Source organism: bacterium, from assembly GCA_009926305.1.
GTDB lineage: Bacteria > Bdellovibrionota_C > UBA2361 > UBA2361 > RFPC01 > RFPC01.
Window position 1 is genome coordinate 1 of sequence record RFPC01000026.1, and the last position, 14,742, is coordinate 14,742.

The 14,742-nt window shown below is 45.4% G+C and carries 12 protein-coding genes; 4 read left to right on the forward strand and 8 right to left on the reverse strand.

The genetic code is table 11. The annotated features are described in order from the left end of the window. Positions 1 to 269: 269 nt before the first annotated feature. Positions 270 to 1,595, forward strand: a complete 1,326-nt coding sequence (locus tag EBR25_06005) for a DEAD/DEAH box helicase (protein ID NBW40547.1) — start codon at positions 270 to 272, stop codon at positions 1,593 to 1,595. Positions 1,596 to 1,647: 52 nt separating this feature from the next. Here the strand turns inward: EBR25_06005 and EBR25_06010 are convergent, their stop codons facing one another. Genes EBR25_06010 through EBR25_06020 form a run of 3 tightly spaced genes read right to left on the reverse strand, consistent with a single transcriptional unit; the run spans position 1,648 to position 5,307 of the window. Continuing rightward, complete coding sequence (locus EBR25_06010; GenBank protein NBW40548.1) at positions 1,648 to 3,507, reverse strand: ATP-binding cassette domain-containing protein; 1,860 nt, start codon at positions 3,505 to 3,507, stop codon at positions 1,648 to 1,650. Between the two features lie 3 nt (positions 3,508 to 3,510). After that, complete coding sequence (locus EBR25_06015) at positions 3,511 to 3,891, reverse strand: translation initiation factor Sui1 (protein NBW40549.1); 381 nt, start codon at positions 3,889 to 3,891, stop codon at positions 3,511 to 3,513. A 42-nt stretch (positions 3,892 to 3,933) separates the two neighbouring features. Next, a complete protein-coding gene (locus tag EBR25_06020; protein ID NBW40550.1) occupies positions 3,934 to 5,307 on the reverse strand; it encodes a hypothetical protein in 1,374 nt (457 codons plus the stop codon). 231 nt (positions 5,308 to 5,538) lie between these two features. Here EBR25_06020 and EBR25_06025 point away from each other — a divergent pair, with 231 nt between their 5' ends. From EBR25_06025 to EBR25_06035, 3 genes are all read left to right on the forward strand, one after another. Continuing rightward, positions 5,539 to 6,471: a hypothetical protein gene (locus tag EBR25_06025; GenBank protein NBW40551.1), complete on the forward strand. Its 933-nt coding sequence runs from the start codon at positions 5,539 to 5,541 to the stop codon at positions 6,469 to 6,471. Positions 6,472 to 6,559: 88 nt separating this feature from the next. Further along, positions 6,560 to 9,202 carry a DEAD/DEAH box helicase gene (locus tag EBR25_06030; GenBank protein ID NBW40552.1) on the forward strand — a complete coding sequence of 881 codons (2,643 nt, stop codon included), beginning with the start codon at positions 6,560 to 6,562 and terminating at the stop codon, positions 9,200 to 9,202. A 139-nt stretch (positions 9,203 to 9,341) separates the two neighbouring features. After that, positions 9,342 to 10,496: a hypothetical protein gene (locus EBR25_06035; protein NBW40553.1), complete on the forward strand. Its 1,155-nt coding sequence runs from the start codon at positions 9,342 to 9,344 to the stop codon at positions 10,494 to 10,496. Here the strand turns inward: EBR25_06035 and EBR25_06040 are convergent. The 5 genes from EBR25_06040 to EBR25_06060 form a co-directional block, all read right to left on the reverse strand. After that, entirely contained in the window at positions 10,465 to 11,160 is a 696-nt protein-coding gene (locus EBR25_06040) for an SDR family oxidoreductase (GenBank protein ID NBW40554.1), read from the reverse strand. The two genes, EBR25_06035 and EBR25_06040, sit on opposite strands and share 32 nt — an antisense overlap. Further along, a complete protein-coding gene (folE, locus tag EBR25_06045; protein ID NBW40555.1) occupies positions 11,157 to 11,717 on the reverse strand; it encodes a GTP cyclohydrolase I FolE in 561 nt (186 codons plus the stop codon). The genes EBR25_06040 and folE overlap by 4 nt, the downstream gene beginning before the upstream one ends. A gap of 66 nt (positions 11,718 to 11,783) precedes the next feature. Continuing rightward, the gene (locus EBR25_06050; protein NBW40556.1) at positions 11,784 to 12,197 is read right to left on the reverse strand and encodes a 6-carboxytetrahydropterin synthase; all 414 of its coding nucleotides are present in this window, start codon (positions 12,195 to 12,197) and stop codon (positions 11,784 to 11,786) included. A gap of 42 nt (positions 12,198 to 12,239) precedes the next feature. Next, positions 12,240 to 12,428 carry a hypothetical protein gene (locus EBR25_06055; protein ID NBW40557.1) on the reverse strand — a complete coding sequence of 63 codons (189 nt, stop codon included), beginning with the start codon at positions 12,426 to 12,428 and terminating at the stop codon, positions 12,240 to 12,242. A gap of 7 nt (positions 12,429 to 12,435) precedes the next feature. Next, complete coding sequence (locus tag EBR25_06060) at positions 12,436 to 14,535, reverse strand: elongation factor G (protein NBW40558.1); 2,100 nt, start codon at positions 14,533 to 14,535, stop codon at positions 12,436 to 12,438. Positions 14,536 to 14,742: the final 207 nt, after the last annotated feature.

Here is a 14,742-nt window from a genome sequence, read left to right on the forward strand (position 1 = left end):
GTAGTGTGCCGCTTGTTGTCTTGCCAGAGAGACCTATTACGCAATTATCTGTGGCGAAATGATATTGAGCTCATGGTGTTAATTGAACCAGTATGATCGAGCACCGCTATTGAACTATGAACATCAGTACTTCTTTGATTGCTCAAGCACGCAAGGAGAAAATGCTCGGATACGCTTTGTTGGGGCAAGTTCGTGAAAGAAAACAGTAAGAATGCATTGTGACAAAGCGCTATCAATACAATGCCATGAAGAGACTAAAGTAAAAAAATATGAAGACAGATTCTTTTGAGTCCCTCTCCTTGAATCCGAGAATACTCGCTGCTCTCAAGGAAGTTGGTTATTCGGAGCCGACTGAAATACAATCGGCCGTAATTCCACTTGCGATTGATGGACAAGATATTCTAGGCGCAGCGCAGACAGGAACCGGAAAAACGGCAGCGTTCGTACTCCCCATTCTTGAACGAATGGCTATGAGCGAATCAGAGAATGAGCTTGAGCGGGGTATGCAGGCGCAGCCCTCTGAGGGCGATGCCCACGATCAGTCTGATTCTCGAGGAAAGCGACAGAAGAAGCGGCGGAATCGATTCGTCCGAGCGCTCATTCTTAGCCCAACTCGTGAGCTTGCACAGCAAATTGAGGAAAATGTTGAAGCCTATGCGAAGTTTCTCCCCTTTAATGTGCTCTCTGTTGTCGGTGGACTTTCTATTCAGCGACAGATAAAGCAGATTCAAAAAGGGGTTGATATTCTGGTAGCTACGCCAGGCAGGCTGCTCGACCTTCTCTATCGAAAGCAAGTGGATCTCCGTCGTGTGGAGTACTTTGTACTCGATGAAGCTGACCGAATGCTTGATATGGGATTCGTCCATGATGTGCAGGACATAGCAAAAAAGATCCCTAAAGAACGACAAACATTCTTCTTTTCTGCGACTACCTCCGGAGAGGTTGGTAGTTTAGCACGAGTGTTACTGCAGAATCCTCAAACCGTTGCTGTGCATCCCCCAGATACAGTCAATGAGAATGTTGAGAGCCAGGTTCTTTTCGTCGAAAGACGGGATAAGCGTGAGCTTATTCTTGAGTTAGTGAGAGATCCCGAGATGACAAGAGTGCTGATATTTACGGCGACAAAATCTGACGCCAATGTATTAGCGGCTATTCTGTCGAGACAAGATATTGCTACCGCAGCGATCCACTCAGATAAGAGTCAACGAGATCGCCAACAGGCATTGCGTGCGTTTGATAGTGGAGAGAATCGGGTATTGGTTGCAACGGATGTGATGGCTCGAGGAATTGATGTAGAGGGTATTAGTCATGTGATCAATTATGATCTGCCCGGCGATCCAGAGAATTTTGTCCATCGAATTGGCCGCACGGCTAGGGCTGGTTCTCGAGGAATTGCTCTTTCCTTATGCGACCTTGACGAAGTGAAGGCACTTCATTTAATCGAGAGTTTTATCGGGAGCACGCTCGATGTAGATCGAGAGCATGCATTCCATTCGAAATTTGTTGAAACGATGAAGAATCGTAGGGAGTCTCCTTTTGCGAAGAAGCGTTCGGGACGAGGAGGCTCGCGTGGTCGCGGTCGTCGCGGGCGCTAGTGAATGTGCCCTCTAGTGAATGGTTTATGAAGATGGTTTGTCTGAAAAAGCGTTAATTAAAAGCCTTTAACTTTTCTTCAAAAGTAGCTTCGTGTTCAACTATTTCGCTTTCAAGTTGTTCTAAAGCTTCAAAGAGTTCTTCGATCTGTTGTCTACGAGAGGCGATGCTTCGACTAAGTTTCGCAGCACGATCATTAAAGCCGTTCACTGTAATTTCTATGAGCTCTTGTTCTTCCTCAGAAATTGCTTGTTCATGAGCTTCTATTGTTTGCTCAGTCTTCTTCATCTCACTCTTTAAGGGTTTTAAGACGCTCCCTTTTTCCTTCAGGATTTCGGAGCGTTGCTTTCGCAGTTCTTTCTTGTTTAGGGTGCTGCTCTGAATCGTAGAAGATTTCATGGAAGCAGATTCCAAGCTAGTATTTCTTTGTTCTTCCCATCCACCACGATGAAGGAAGTCAGTATATCCACCCTCAAAAAGAGTGGCTCCACCCTGTTGAAAAATGATCAGACGATTCGCGATTTTTCTGAGAAATTCTTCATCATGAGTTACGAGTACAACAGCACCCACGTAATCTTCCAGAGCATTCAAGAGCGCTTGAGAGGCATAGTAGTCAAGGTGATTGGTCGGTTCATCAAGAAATAAGAGATTGGTAGGTTGAGCGATGATCCGACCGAGGTGAACACGAGTCTTTTCGCCTCCTGAGAGGACCTTAGACTGCTTCTCTGCGGTGTCTCCTGAGAAGAGCATACATCCAGCAATTGTACGTGCTCTGGTGCGATTGTGGTTACTCTCTTTTTCAAGAATCAATTCTTCAACTGTTTTATCTGGATGGAGTCGTTCGATATTGCTTTGCCCAAGATAGCCTACTGTTGCGAGAGAATGAATCTCAGTACTTCCACTTCTGGGAGTCAGTGCCCCATAGAGGAGAGAGAGCAGAGTAGATTTTCCCTTTCCGTTCGCTCCGATTATTCCAATTCGGTCATTCGCCCCAAGCGAGAATGATAAATCCTGGAAAAGGGGAAACTCTTCATATCCAAAGCAGAGTTCCTTCGCGTGCAAGATCCATTTGGGCGAAAATGCCTCATAAGAAAATTGAAATGCAAGGTCTTTCTCGGTTTCTAATTTTTCTATAACTTCTGTCCGTTCAAGCGCTTTGACTCTGCTTTGAACCCGTGAGGCCTGACGAGCTTTTGATCGGTACTTTCTGATAAACTCTTCTTGGCGTTCTCTCTCTTTTGCTTGATGCAGGCGCGTCTTTTCGTGGATCTCTTCCTCTTCAGCAATTCGTCCATAGATCTTTTCGGTGGTACCTGACAGCTTTCGTATCCCCATCCGATAGATGAGAGCGATATGGGAGGAGATCGAGTCGATAAATGACCGATTATGGGATATAACGATTGATCCTCCCTTCCACTCTTTTAAGAATGTCTCTAGCCATTTTACTGAAACAATATCGAGATAATTGGTCGGCTCATCGAGTAAAAGAATATCTGGCTCTGAGAGGAGAAGTTTTGCGAGGTTGAGTCGAATCTGATATCCCCCAGAAAGAGTTTCTGGAGCTTGTTGCCTTCGCTCTTCTGAGAAACCAAGCCCTTCAAGAACTTGCTCTGCCTTGAAGGTTTCGCGATATGCCCCATCAAGTAAGGGCAGAGCTTTTTCTGCCTCTGCTAAAGTTGTCTCTCCAGTAAACTGGAAGTATTGTTCGAGAATACCAATCCGACACCCCTTTTCGACGCTGATTTGTCCTTGATCGAGGTCTTCTTTCCCACAAATGAGTCTCAGTAACGTGGACTTTCCATGACCATTCCTTCCAATGAGCCCCAAGCACTCTCCTCTATTGAGGACGAGGCTTGCGTCTTGGAAAAGCTGTTTTCCAGCATAACCCTTAGAGATATTGGAAAGGGTCAGCATTGATTAACCCCCAGAGCGTTTTGCAGGAAAGCCAAGTTTGTCTAGCTCTCTGATGAGAAGTTCTGCATGGTCACCTTGAATCTCGATGTTTCCATCTTTGACAGTTCCCCCACTGGCGCATGCGCATTTAAGCGAGCGAGCGAGTTCTTTGAGTTCACGAGCAGGCAGCTCTGCTCCCCGTACTACTGTTACTATTTGTCCGGCTCTTTTCTTTGTTTGTCGCTCAACTCGAATCATGCCGTCTTTGAAAGGAGACTTCAGGACGTTCTTTTCAATATGCGCTTTACACTGACATTGTGCCACTGGCTGTGAACACGCCGGGCAAGCCCTACCAAAGTCAGATGAATACACTAGACCGTCTTTTTTCTCTCGCTGTTTACTCATAGCTACGCATATTAGCAAGCTTTTGAAACGTTGCAAAACGTCCTATTGACCTCGTTCTGCAGCACGCTCTCTCATTCGATCAATCAGGTTTCGTATTCGTTCTTGGGTTGCAGGGTCTTTCCCCTCCATAAGTTTTTCCATCCGATTTTCAAAAGAGCTTATGTTTGTATTTTGAACAATGCTTTTTGGTTGAGTCCTGGATGATGATGCCCCGGATGATGATGTGGAGGTATTCGAGAGTTCAGAGAGGTCCCGAAGTGAAATGAGGGGATTCTTGGTTTTTGAACCCTGAGAAGCTCTGGGTAGCGGTGTTGATTCCATCGTATTCAGACTGGGGGAATCTGAGCTCTTGTCGTCGGCCTCTGCTCCTTGTTCTTGTTGAGCGAGCGGAACGAATCTCGCTTCATCTGAAAGAGAGGCTTCTCCAGAAAACGCTGCAACAATGCCATCCCGAATGTCTACAGGATAGGAATCAAGGACCAGTTGGTTTGATTGAGTGGTGTTTTCTGACGAGCTTATCGGCAGACTCGTTTCGACAGGAAGGCTAGAGGACTGTGAAGAGCGGCTAGAAAAGCTTTCCCGGTTGATGAGTATCCCGAGGCCAACGCTTATAAAAAGCACTGATATCGCGGATAATCGGACGAGAGTGCTGGAGAAAAAACGGGGAGCTCTACGTCTTGCGCCCACTTTTTCAGCCGCTTTTTCAAGCGCCTCTTCAGCGGATTTCTTCGCTTGAGTAACATGCTTTTCCTGGCGAAGTTGTTGTGCAAGTTCGGTGAGTGGATTCTCTCCGCCTATGCCGACAGTCGCTCTTCTCGCGGTCTGATCAATTTGCACGCGAGTAATAATGTCATTATCAATCCATGCATCAGGCCTCCATGAGAGAGATGCTACAATGGCAATCCCCTTATTTTTCCAAATTCCATTAGCGAGGGTATGTGCATACATCTCTCGAAATTTATCTGGAATTGAGAGAAAAGGGTCCTTCATAATTAAGAGAGGAAATGATTGTAGGCTGATCTGAAGGAGGGCAAGCGCATGAGCTTCTTGTGTTGAGAGGTCCGTTAGTGCTTTTTCCCCGATGGAGTAGAGTCCATGCTCCTGAAGTATTGTGTCTAATTCGTTCGCAGGGACTCCACTCTCTGAAAGTAGAGTCCGAGCCGTTGTCTCTGCACGATAACGGATATTTTCGAATCCGATGAATATTGCTTGTGTTGGATCGTATGCTTTGCCATCAAACATGATGCGGAAAGAAGAGGGATTTTCGAGCTTTCCTCGGAGAGCAAGCTCATATTCATAGAGCTTTTCAGGCGCGTGACTTCTAAAGACCGCGATCCGACCTGAGCGACAGGTCACAGTCTTGGCGACAGCCCCATCAGAGAGAATCCGTTGTATGGTAAGAACGTGGTCGCTCATTTTCGATAATTAGACTAAGATTACTCCTAAAGTCTCGGCATTTTATCAAATGTTCTTGACCTCGACACTGAACACTCTTTGTGATAAAACGGAGTTTTATCAACATTCGTTTTCTCAAAGTTCGAGTAGGGGCCATGTTTAAGAAATCTTAAGGAAATGTCGAGTTTTCTATGACCAAATATTGGTAGCTTAGCTAGGCTATCACTGCTTAGCGAGGGTGAGGGGACAAAGATGAAAAGAGCGTTATGGTCGGCACTATTATACTTGGGAAGTGGAGCATTCGGATTGCTCTTCCCCGCCGTGGTTTGCGCTGATTATGCGAAAATAGGGGATTTCACATATGTACATTCCACGGGACGAGTGGCTGCAATCGTAGTTCCTGACTCAGAAGATTATCCAGGCCTCTTTGTTCTCTCAACAGCCATCCCAGTCCCCGCACAACTCTTTGACCCACAAATGTTGACCGTTGAACAGCAGGCACAAAGTCTCTTTCTGGAGTTTGATACAGAGAATAAGACATTTTCAAGACTCCTTCTCGGAGAGCAAGAGTTTGAGATCCGAGGAAACTTCACCTTGGTACTTGGTGATAAGGAGGGATCTGTACGCCTTTCTGTATCCACAACAGAAAGCCTTCCTCTTGTTACGCTTTTTGTGAATTCATCGACAGGGAATAAAGACACTCTCGGCTTCATAGGCCTTACTCATGCTTTTACAGAGTCCGAGGAATTCGCGTCTGATCTTCAAGCATGGACGGTCTCGTCTGAGAGCTCAACGCTCGTCAAAGATTACTCTCTTGGGGTACAGGGTCAATTGTTATTAGGAGATGCCATCGTAGCATCCAAGTTCGTGGGGGTTCGGATAGAGGATAAACACCTGTGTCGAGCTCCAAACTCGATTGTATTGAATGTCGAGAAATCACAACAAGCAAAAGCGATGAAAGCAAAAGATCTTCCAAGCCTCATTTATTTAGATAATGCAAGACTTCGTATTCAGTCGTTAGTTCAGATCGAAGGGTCTACGAGTAGTCAGCAGAATGACTTGTTCCTTTTAGAGCCCTCATCATCGCGAATTTATCGGGTGGCACCATATTCGAACCCATTTGTAGAATCAGGCGAAACATATCAGTTATGTACAGCAGAGGAATTTCATCGGGTACGGAGATAGAAGGTCTCTGCCAGCCTGAAAAAAGTTTCGGAATAGCCTACAAATAGGATGACAGAGTAGCGTCGTCTATTTATGCTGCTCCACGCCCATGATTGCAGTTGATATCAAGAGAAAATATGCATTTGTTAGAGCCGCATCAGATATTTCTGAGAACCGGTTCTTTCGCTCATTGCCAGACGCTCAATGGATGAAACGAGAGAAGTGCTGGCGTATCCCGAGGGAGACAATCAGCCATATTCTTCTGCTAGAGCAGGAAAATAAAATGGAGGTCCAGTGGTCTTGCGGAGAAGAAGAAGTCGAGTCCTTAAAATCTGCTATGTCTCAACTCTATGAAGATGCGACTCAAGCGTATCGTGAAAATCCATTCGAGGTTCCGGATGCCTTTATGAATCTCATCCCGGTAAAAGGATGGTTTTACTGGGATACTGAGCTTGATCGACTACTTGTGAGGATTTCAGCGGATTCCTCCTTCCGGTCGATACTACGCCAGTTCGGAGGCGGAAGATGGATACATGAGCGCCGAAGTTTCACCGTAGACTCCAGCTCAATAAGGCAACTTTTGAAGAAGCTCAAGAAAAAAGAGTGTAGTTTCGCAGTTGCGTATTCTGCTGCGCAGAGGCTTCAGCAAATGAATTCATTCAGGGAGCGTCTCCATAGTTTATCTTCCGAAGACATGATTCAATCCCCTTTGCGTCCAGCACTAATTTATCATAAAGACGCTTTCCACCTCCTTGGGAGCGATCTTGCTCTTCGCGAGAAACTCCTTCCTGATTCAGAGAGTGATATTGAGCGCAAGAAGGAGACGGAGGCCCTCTCGTTTTCCATGCTAGTAAAGATTTTGTTTCGAATGGCTGCTCGAAAGGAGCCACTCTGGCTTGATTCTGAAGTTCTCAAAGCACTGCAAGACCGCTTCAAAACAGATGTGCATTTCTATGCATACGACTGGGGCACCGTTCTGTGTGTTAGCAAAAATGAGAGTGATTTGCATGCGCTGGTAACGAGGCATTCTCCTGAAATATCTTCTCTCTCGATTGGTTCTGAAACACTCTATATGACCGTTCTTGGAGATGAATTAGCCGATATTCTGGGGGAACATCCGAAAGAAAATGATTTTTTGCCTACGTGCTATCAATACGATGAGACCGCCAAAGCGAGGCTACAGGCGATTATGAAAAGAGCTGAGGCAAGAGAGCTCAACGCACGCATGGCCATAGCAACATACTCCGTACCAGATTCTATTCTTGAGCACGATCAGGCATTACGTGAAAAGCTTTATCCTCATCAACGTACTGCCGTAGAGTGGTTTTTAACCACAGAGCATGGATTGCTCGGAGATGATATGGGGCTTGGAAAAACTATCTCTGTCTTATCAATGTTTTCCGAACTTCGCTGGAGAGGTGATATTGAAAAGATGATCATTGTTTGTCCGAACAGTCTTGTGAAGAATTGGCTGAAGGAGGCAAAAGCCTGGCTTCCTAAGTTGAGATTTGAATCGCCTCCAAAGGGTGCAAGCTTTCGGCGTAGCTTTTTTAGAAAGCTGCAGAGCTATGACTATTGCGATGTCGTTGTTGTGAATTTTGAGAGCTTTCGAAGTCCTCAAGTTTTAGCTCCACTTATGGAATGGGTAGATTCTCATGCCACGTTTCTCTGCATTGATGAGTCTCAGCGTGCTAAGAATCCGCAGTCGAAAAGCTTTGAGGCTCTTCAGAAGATGGCGCCTTTAGCTCGAAGGAGAATTCTTCTCAGTGGAACTCCAGCACCCAAGGATATTACAGACCTCTGGACGCAGGTGTTTCTAATTGATCTCGGGGAGCGATTTGGGCGTGATTTTTTCCGATGGTTAGAAAATATCGCTGTTCTTGGAAATAAATTTAGCAAGATAGGTGTAGTTGAATTTAAGGAGAGGGAAGTTGAACGTATAAAGCTTCGAGTGCGTGAGATCCTTCTCCGTAGACGTAAAGAGGATGTCATCGATCTTCCTGAGAAAGTCTTTTCAACACGTTATGTTGAGATGCATGGCTCTCAAAAACGCCGCTATGATGAGGTGTGTAAAACTCTAAAGGTACGAATGACTTCAATGAGCGGTAAGGCGTTCTACCGAGATATTGATAATACTCTCGAAGAATTTTTAAGAGCAGTTCAGATAGCATCGAACCCACGTCTTGTAGACGAGACCTTCATGGGTGAATCTGCAAAGTTTATAGAATTAGATCAATTACTTTATGAATTAATTGAGGAGCAAGACGAGAAAGTAGTCGTATGGACGAACTATCTTGTAAATGTCAGGGAGCTGAGGGTGCGTTACAAAAAGTATGGAGCCTTTGCTTTTTCTGGAGAGCAGAGCGTAGATGAACGAGCTCATGCAGTAGAAGAGTTTCAAAAAAGAGATAGTGGATGCAGAGTTCTTATTGCTGTTCCGGCTGCAGGTGGAGTCGGAATTACCCTTACAGCGGCGCGAACAGCAATTTATCTGGATAAGACATGGAATGGAGAACATTGGTTACAGTCCATTGATCGAGTTCATCGAATTGGGCAAGAAGGAGTAGTAAACATTGTATCGCTCGAGTCGGGACGGGTTGATGGCCTGATCTCCTCTAACCTTGAAAAAAAGGAGATGTTTCTAAGAGATTTATTAGACAGTGAGCTTTCTACTGACCAGTATTATCCGACAAGAGAGGAGCTTCTTGCTGCACTGGAAGAGAGTCAGGCGCAAAGAGGAGAAACCGTATAACATGCCCTGTATTTTAAAATAACACATAAAATCAACATCTTATAAAGTCAGAACCTCGTTGCATTTTACCTATGATTCTCATTAGAATTCCCTCGGTTCTTCGGGAAGATTGTATTTCAATATTACGAGCTGGTCATTTATGTCTAATACTCCTCTCTTTTCCAATGATTCTCAAAAGTCCTGCATTGATCAAAATAAGCCGCTCATTTCATCACTAGAAAGTTCAGTAAGGAGAATAGAAAAGACAGAGCCTATGAAGTCTCTTGAGGTTCAAGAGCACTCTCAGCTTGCGGCGATAATAAGAGCCGTTCCAGATGTCGTTTATGAATTTGCGAAGGACGTTGTATTGGCTCTTGTTGAGCGAGAGAAGTTCTCAGTAGAGGAGATTGGCAATTTGAAGAGGGCCGATATTACTGTTGGGGGTCCTCAGCTTTTGGAGCATCGACTCTCTGAGGAAACCACTTCGACGATAGCCGTTTTTATAGGGGCTGTGAATACGTACTTAGGGAGCCACAGCTGGAAACGAAAGTCAGATAATTTATTTAGCCTTTCTACTACTGATCAGATGGGAGTGCGGCCACTAACAGGCTTTGCAGACGTTAATACTTATGAGGCGATTGAAGCGCGGTTGCAAAGTTCGACCCCCCCAAATTTGTCCTATCTGAGTGAATCAGATCAGGCGGCTTTAAGGGAACGACCGCATCATACAATTCAGACGAGCGACCCATTTTTTGCCCCTCTCAGCGATTCTTTCTCGGAGGCTAGTGATGCTGACCAGAAAGAAAGAGAGAGAAGAGAAGATAATCAAGATGTACAACTGCGCATCCGGAAGCTTGAATCGCAGATAGCAAGTAAAGCGCAACACGGGGATGTTCAGGAACGAGGTAATGAGCGTGCGTCAATAAATCGTGTTGAGTATAGTGAATCGCTGAGAATAGAGATGAGAGAGCTCGTTGAACAAGATGAATTCCGCGTCCCAGGTGAAGTGAGAGAGAAAGTCCAGCAGTCAATCAGGGAGCTTGAGCAACTCTGTAAAGATACCGGCGTATTCACTGGTCTGACTCTGACTGAGAAGAAAGGATTACGATTAAACTGTGACATGCTTACCATTCAGTTGAATAAGGTCATTGCGAGAGCTGATATCATTGCTGAACGGCAGCAGCGATTAGCGCATCAAGCTATCCGTTATTTGGAAACAGACCCAACAGATGAAGCGGTATTATTAAAAAAGCTCGAGAAGATACTGCGTGGTATAGAGAAACTTAGCCAAGGTCACTACGACAACCTACAGTGATTTCCTCTATGGAAACATTTGGGCCAAGATTAAGGATATAGAGAACAGTATCAGCAATGTCTTCTGGTCTTATCCGCTTTTCTGCTTTGAATGGACAATGATCTGCCATTCTTGTGTCTACCCAGCTAGGTGAAATGGCACATACTCGAATTCCTAATGGCTCAAGCTCATGATGGAGCGATTGATTAAGGCCACGAAGAGCAAATTTTGATGAACAGTAAGCACCGACGCCCGCAAATCCAGTTATGCCGGCTACTGAGACAAGATTAATTATCGTTCCACTTCCTTGAGATTTTAGCCACGGTACAGCATGTTGAAGAATAGAATAAGCACCAAATACGTTAACATCATACAGCGCTTTCATTTCATTGAGCGAAGGTTCGAGCGTACCCTGGATATTTTTCCCAGCATTATTGAATATAAAATCTAGTTGTTCCCATTCACCTTGCAGTTTTTCAAATGCCTCTTCGACTGCATCTGGATCAGCGACATCGCATGGTAGTGGCACTACGACCCCGCCAGATTCCATAATCTGATTTTGAAGAGTTGTCAGTTCCGCAGACGAGCGAGCGAGCAGAGCAACAGCATAGCCCTCCCTGGAGAGTCTCTTCGCTACCGCATTTCCAATCCCCTGACTGGCGCCTGTTATCAGGGCTGTTTTCATCTTATTGATTCCTTCACAATGTGCATAAATTCTGAACGAGTCTTCTCATCGGTCAGGAAAGAGCCTCGCATCGCATTCGTCACCATTGAACTTGATTGGGACTGGACTCCTCGCATCATCATACACATGTGACGTGCTTCTAGGATGCATCCCACTCCTTTTGCTTGTAACAGCTCACTGATAGCGTCTGCAATTTGTACTGTTAGCCGCTCTTGGACTTGGAGACGACGAGCGAACATATTTATGATTCTTGGAATTTTTGAAAGCCCGACAATCTTTCCATCGGGAATATACGCCACGTGAGCCTTGCCGAAGAAGGGCAGAAGATGATGTTCGCAGAGCGAGTAGAATTCTATGTCTCGAACTATAATCATCTCGGAACAATCTTCAGTGAAAATTGCTTCTCCTACGAGTTCCTCTGCCGTTTGCTCGTAGCCCGCGGTTAGCTCTTTCATTGCCTTATGGAAGCGAACAGGCGTTCTCTGAAGACCTTCTCGTTCTGGATCTTCTCCAATTTCTTTGAGAAGTTCGGTGCAAATATCTTCAAGGGTGCTCATCAATTAACTCCTAAGAAGCTTTATATCCTAAAGGGGAGATTAAACCCAAGACCCAAAAACAGCACATTAGTCCCTGGTTCGAGTTGCGAAGATTCGACTTGTTTCGTGTAAGACAAGCCTTTCTAGTCTGGCTCCATTTCCAGATTGCTCGATAGACCCCTCTAATCGTTTCCAGATACACTCGAGAATAATCTCTACGGTCGGGATATGATCTTGTAACCACGGCACATCAGAATTCAGATGTTTATGATCAAGTTCTTGGATTACATTTTCTTGTACGATTGAGTCCAGAAGAGAGGCGTCCATCACCATCTGAGTCTCTGGCTGAAAAGGCCCGGAAACACTCACCTCAAGGCGATAGTTATGGCCATGCACGTTAGTGCACTTTCCAAAGACATCAGCATTCTTCTGCTCGCTCCAGTCTTGTCGGGCGAGCCGGTGACTTGCACAAAACTCAAACGTTTTCGAAATGCAGATCATGAGATTCCTCCTTTTAAAGCGTTCACATAAGGGAAAGCCACTTCAAGTATCAACCGACTTATACATGCAAACAAGGCTCTTTGACATGTGCGAGACAAAAAAGAGACATGAGTGCTGAAGGAATGAGCCTCTATTCACGTGTGCAAAAGCCCAACTCTCTTCGGTTGAAAGATGAGTTGGGCTTAAGAAGTAGGTTGTAATGAAGTAATCTTCGATGAGAAGACGACTCATTTGCGCATTACTTTTTCGCTTCCTTCCTCTCTCTTGCTTCCTTGATTACCTCTTCGGTAATGTTGGCAGGACATGGCTGGTAGTTCAAGAACTCCATCGAGAACTGCCCACGGCCTGAGGTCATGGTTCTTAAGTCCCCAATGTATCCAAACATCTCTGCGAGCGGTACGTGAGCTTGAACTCGCGCACCAGTTATTCCAACTTCCTGCGAGATGATTACTCCACGTCTCCGGTTCAAATCACCGATAGTATCACCAAGATAGTCATCAGGAATAAACGCATCGACTTTCATGATTGGCTCAAGAATTTGAGGCCCAGCCTTTGGCATAATCTCTCGATATGCTCCTCTCGCTGCCAGTTCAAAGGCAATGGCAGAGGAGTCAACGGCGTGATATGCCCCGTCAACAAGAGTGATCTTAACATCGATACAAGGGTATTCCGCGAGGACCCCTTGCTCCAAGCTCATCTCGAATCCCTTATCGATAGCCGGCCAGAATTCTTTCGGTACGTTTCCACCCTTGATTTGAGATTCAAACTCATATCCTTGACCCGCTTCATTTGGCTCAACGATAAAGTCAATCTTACCAAACTGACCAGAACCACCAGTTTGCTTTTTGTGAGTGTAGCTTCCCTCAACACGTCGGGAGATCGTTTCACGGTATGCAACTTGCGGTGCACCAGCTACGCACTCAATCCCGTATGTTCTTTTGATGATGTCAATTTTGATATCGAGGTGAAGTTCTCCCATTCCCTTTAGGATTGTCTCACCAGTTTCTTCATCGGTTTCAACGCGGAATGACGGATCTTCTGATGTCATTTTTGAGAGGGCCACACCAAGCTTGTCTCTATCTCCTTTGTCCTTCGTATCAATTGCAATAGAAATAACCGGATCCGGGAATACCATCGGTTCAAGAGTAGCTGGATTATCTGGATCGGCCAGTGTGTGCCCAGTTTGAACTTCCTTCATTCCTAACACTGCGACAATGTCACCTGCTTTTGCAGAATCGAGTTCTTCTCGGCTGTCCGCATGCATCTCAACAATCCGCCCGATACGCTCTTTTCTTCCTGTATAGGTGTTGAGGACCATTGAGCCCTTTTCAAGTTTTCCAGAGTAAATTCGGAGGAACGTAAGTTTTCCAAATCGGTCTTCCATGATCTTAAATGCCAGCGCTCGGAGTGGCTTGTCAGGTGTTACTTCAGCGAATTCCCCTGTTGGATTTCCTTCAAGATCAATCTCTGGTTGAGCCGGAACCTCTGTAGGATTCGGGAGGTAGTCAACAACTCCATTAAGGACAAGCTGTACCCCTTTGTTTTTGAATGCTGAACCACAAAAAGATGGAAAAAATTCAAGAGCAATCGTTCCTTTGCGGATACAGTTTTTCAAGACTTCTTCAGTCGGCTCTTGCCCCTCAAGATACGCCTCCATGGCGTCATCATCCTGTTCGAGGGCGGTTTCAACGAGTAACTCACGATACTCTTCTATTTTATCTGCCATTTCTGCAGGCGGCTCTGTTATTTCATACTTCGTTGGATCGCCTGAGTTGTCCCAGATCCACGCCTTTCGAGTGATGAGCTCTACTACTCCAGTAAACTCACTCTCTGTTCCAATCGGGAGAGTCATAACAAGAGGCTTTGCCCCAAGCACCTTTTTTATCTGCTCAATGACCCTGTAGAAATCAGCACCTACTCGATCGAGCTTATTTACAAAGATAAGGCGAGCAACTTTCGAATCGTTTGCGTACCTCCAGTTTGTCTCAGATTGTGGCTCAACTCCTCCTGAGCCACAAAATACTCCGACCCCACCATCAAGCACCTTCAAGCTACGATACACTTCAATCGTAAAATCTACGTGACCTGGGGTATCAATGATATTTAGTCGATGTTCGTTCCATGAACAGCTGGTTGCGGCAGATTGAATGGTAATTCCACGCTCTCGTTCTTGATCCATGAAGTCAGTAGTTGCTTCTCCATCATGCACTTCACCAAGTTTATGAATCTTCCCTGTGAGGTTAAGGATACGCTCGGTAGTTGTGGTTTTTCCTGCGTCAACATGCGCAAAAATCCCGATGTTTCTATATCTTGAAAGGTCTTCTGTTAAAGTTGCCAAGGTACACCTCAGTTGCTTGTTAATACACGTTGTTAAAAATTACGAATACGGTGAAACATCCTTCAAAGATCTCTCTCGCATCCTTCTGTTGCGAATAGTTTAACCTTCTGCTGATCCACAAGATTCTAGCGCGTGGACAGGATGTCTCTCATGGAAGCAGACTCTCTCCAAATTCCTCAAATGATCCTCTTCCTTCAGGAAGCGGAT

What these genes read in the sequence shown, in the direction of transcription:
- EBR25_06005 (NBW40547.1), top strand. Translation starts at nt 270, where the DNA reads ATGAAGACAGATTCTTTTGAGTCCCTCTCCTTGAATCCGAGAATACTC.
- EBR25_06010 (NBW40548.1), bottom strand. Translation starts at nt 3,507, where the DNA reads ATGCTGACCCTTTCCAATATCTCTAAGGGTTATGCTGGAAAACAGCTT.
- EBR25_06015 (NBW40549.1), bottom strand. Translation starts at nt 3,891, where the DNA reads ATGAGTAAACAGCGAGAGAAAAAAGACGGTCTAGTGTATTCATCTGAC.
- EBR25_06020 (NBW40550.1), bottom strand. Translation starts at nt 5,307, where the DNA reads ATGAGCGACCACGTTCTTACCATACAACGGATTCTCTCTGATGGGGCT.
- EBR25_06025 (NBW40551.1), top strand. Translation starts at nt 5,539, where the DNA reads ATGAAAAGAGCGTTATGGTCGGCACTATTATACTTGGGAAGTGGAGCA.
- EBR25_06030 (NBW40552.1), top strand. Translation starts at nt 6,560, where the DNA reads ATGATTGCAGTTGATATCAAGAGAAAATATGCATTTGTTAGAGCCGCA.
- EBR25_06035 (NBW40553.1), top strand. Translation starts at nt 9,342, where the DNA reads ATGTCTAATACTCCTCTCTTTTCCAATGATTCTCAAAAGTCCTGCATT.
- EBR25_06040 (NBW40554.1), bottom strand. Translation starts at nt 11,160, where the DNA reads ATGAAAACAGCCCTGATAACAGGCGCCAGTCAGGGGATTGGAAATGCG.
- folE (NBW40555.1), bottom strand. Translation starts at nt 11,717, where the DNA reads ATGAGCACCCTTGAAGATATTTGCACCGAACTTCTCAAAGAAATTGGA.
- EBR25_06050 (NBW40556.1), bottom strand. Translation starts at nt 12,197, where the DNA reads ATGATCTGCATTTCGAAAACGTTTGAGTTTTGTGCAAGTCACCGGCTC.
- EBR25_06055 (NBW40557.1), bottom strand. Translation starts at nt 12,428, where the DNA reads ATGAGTCGTCTTCTCATCGAAGATTACTTCATTACAACCTACTTCTTA.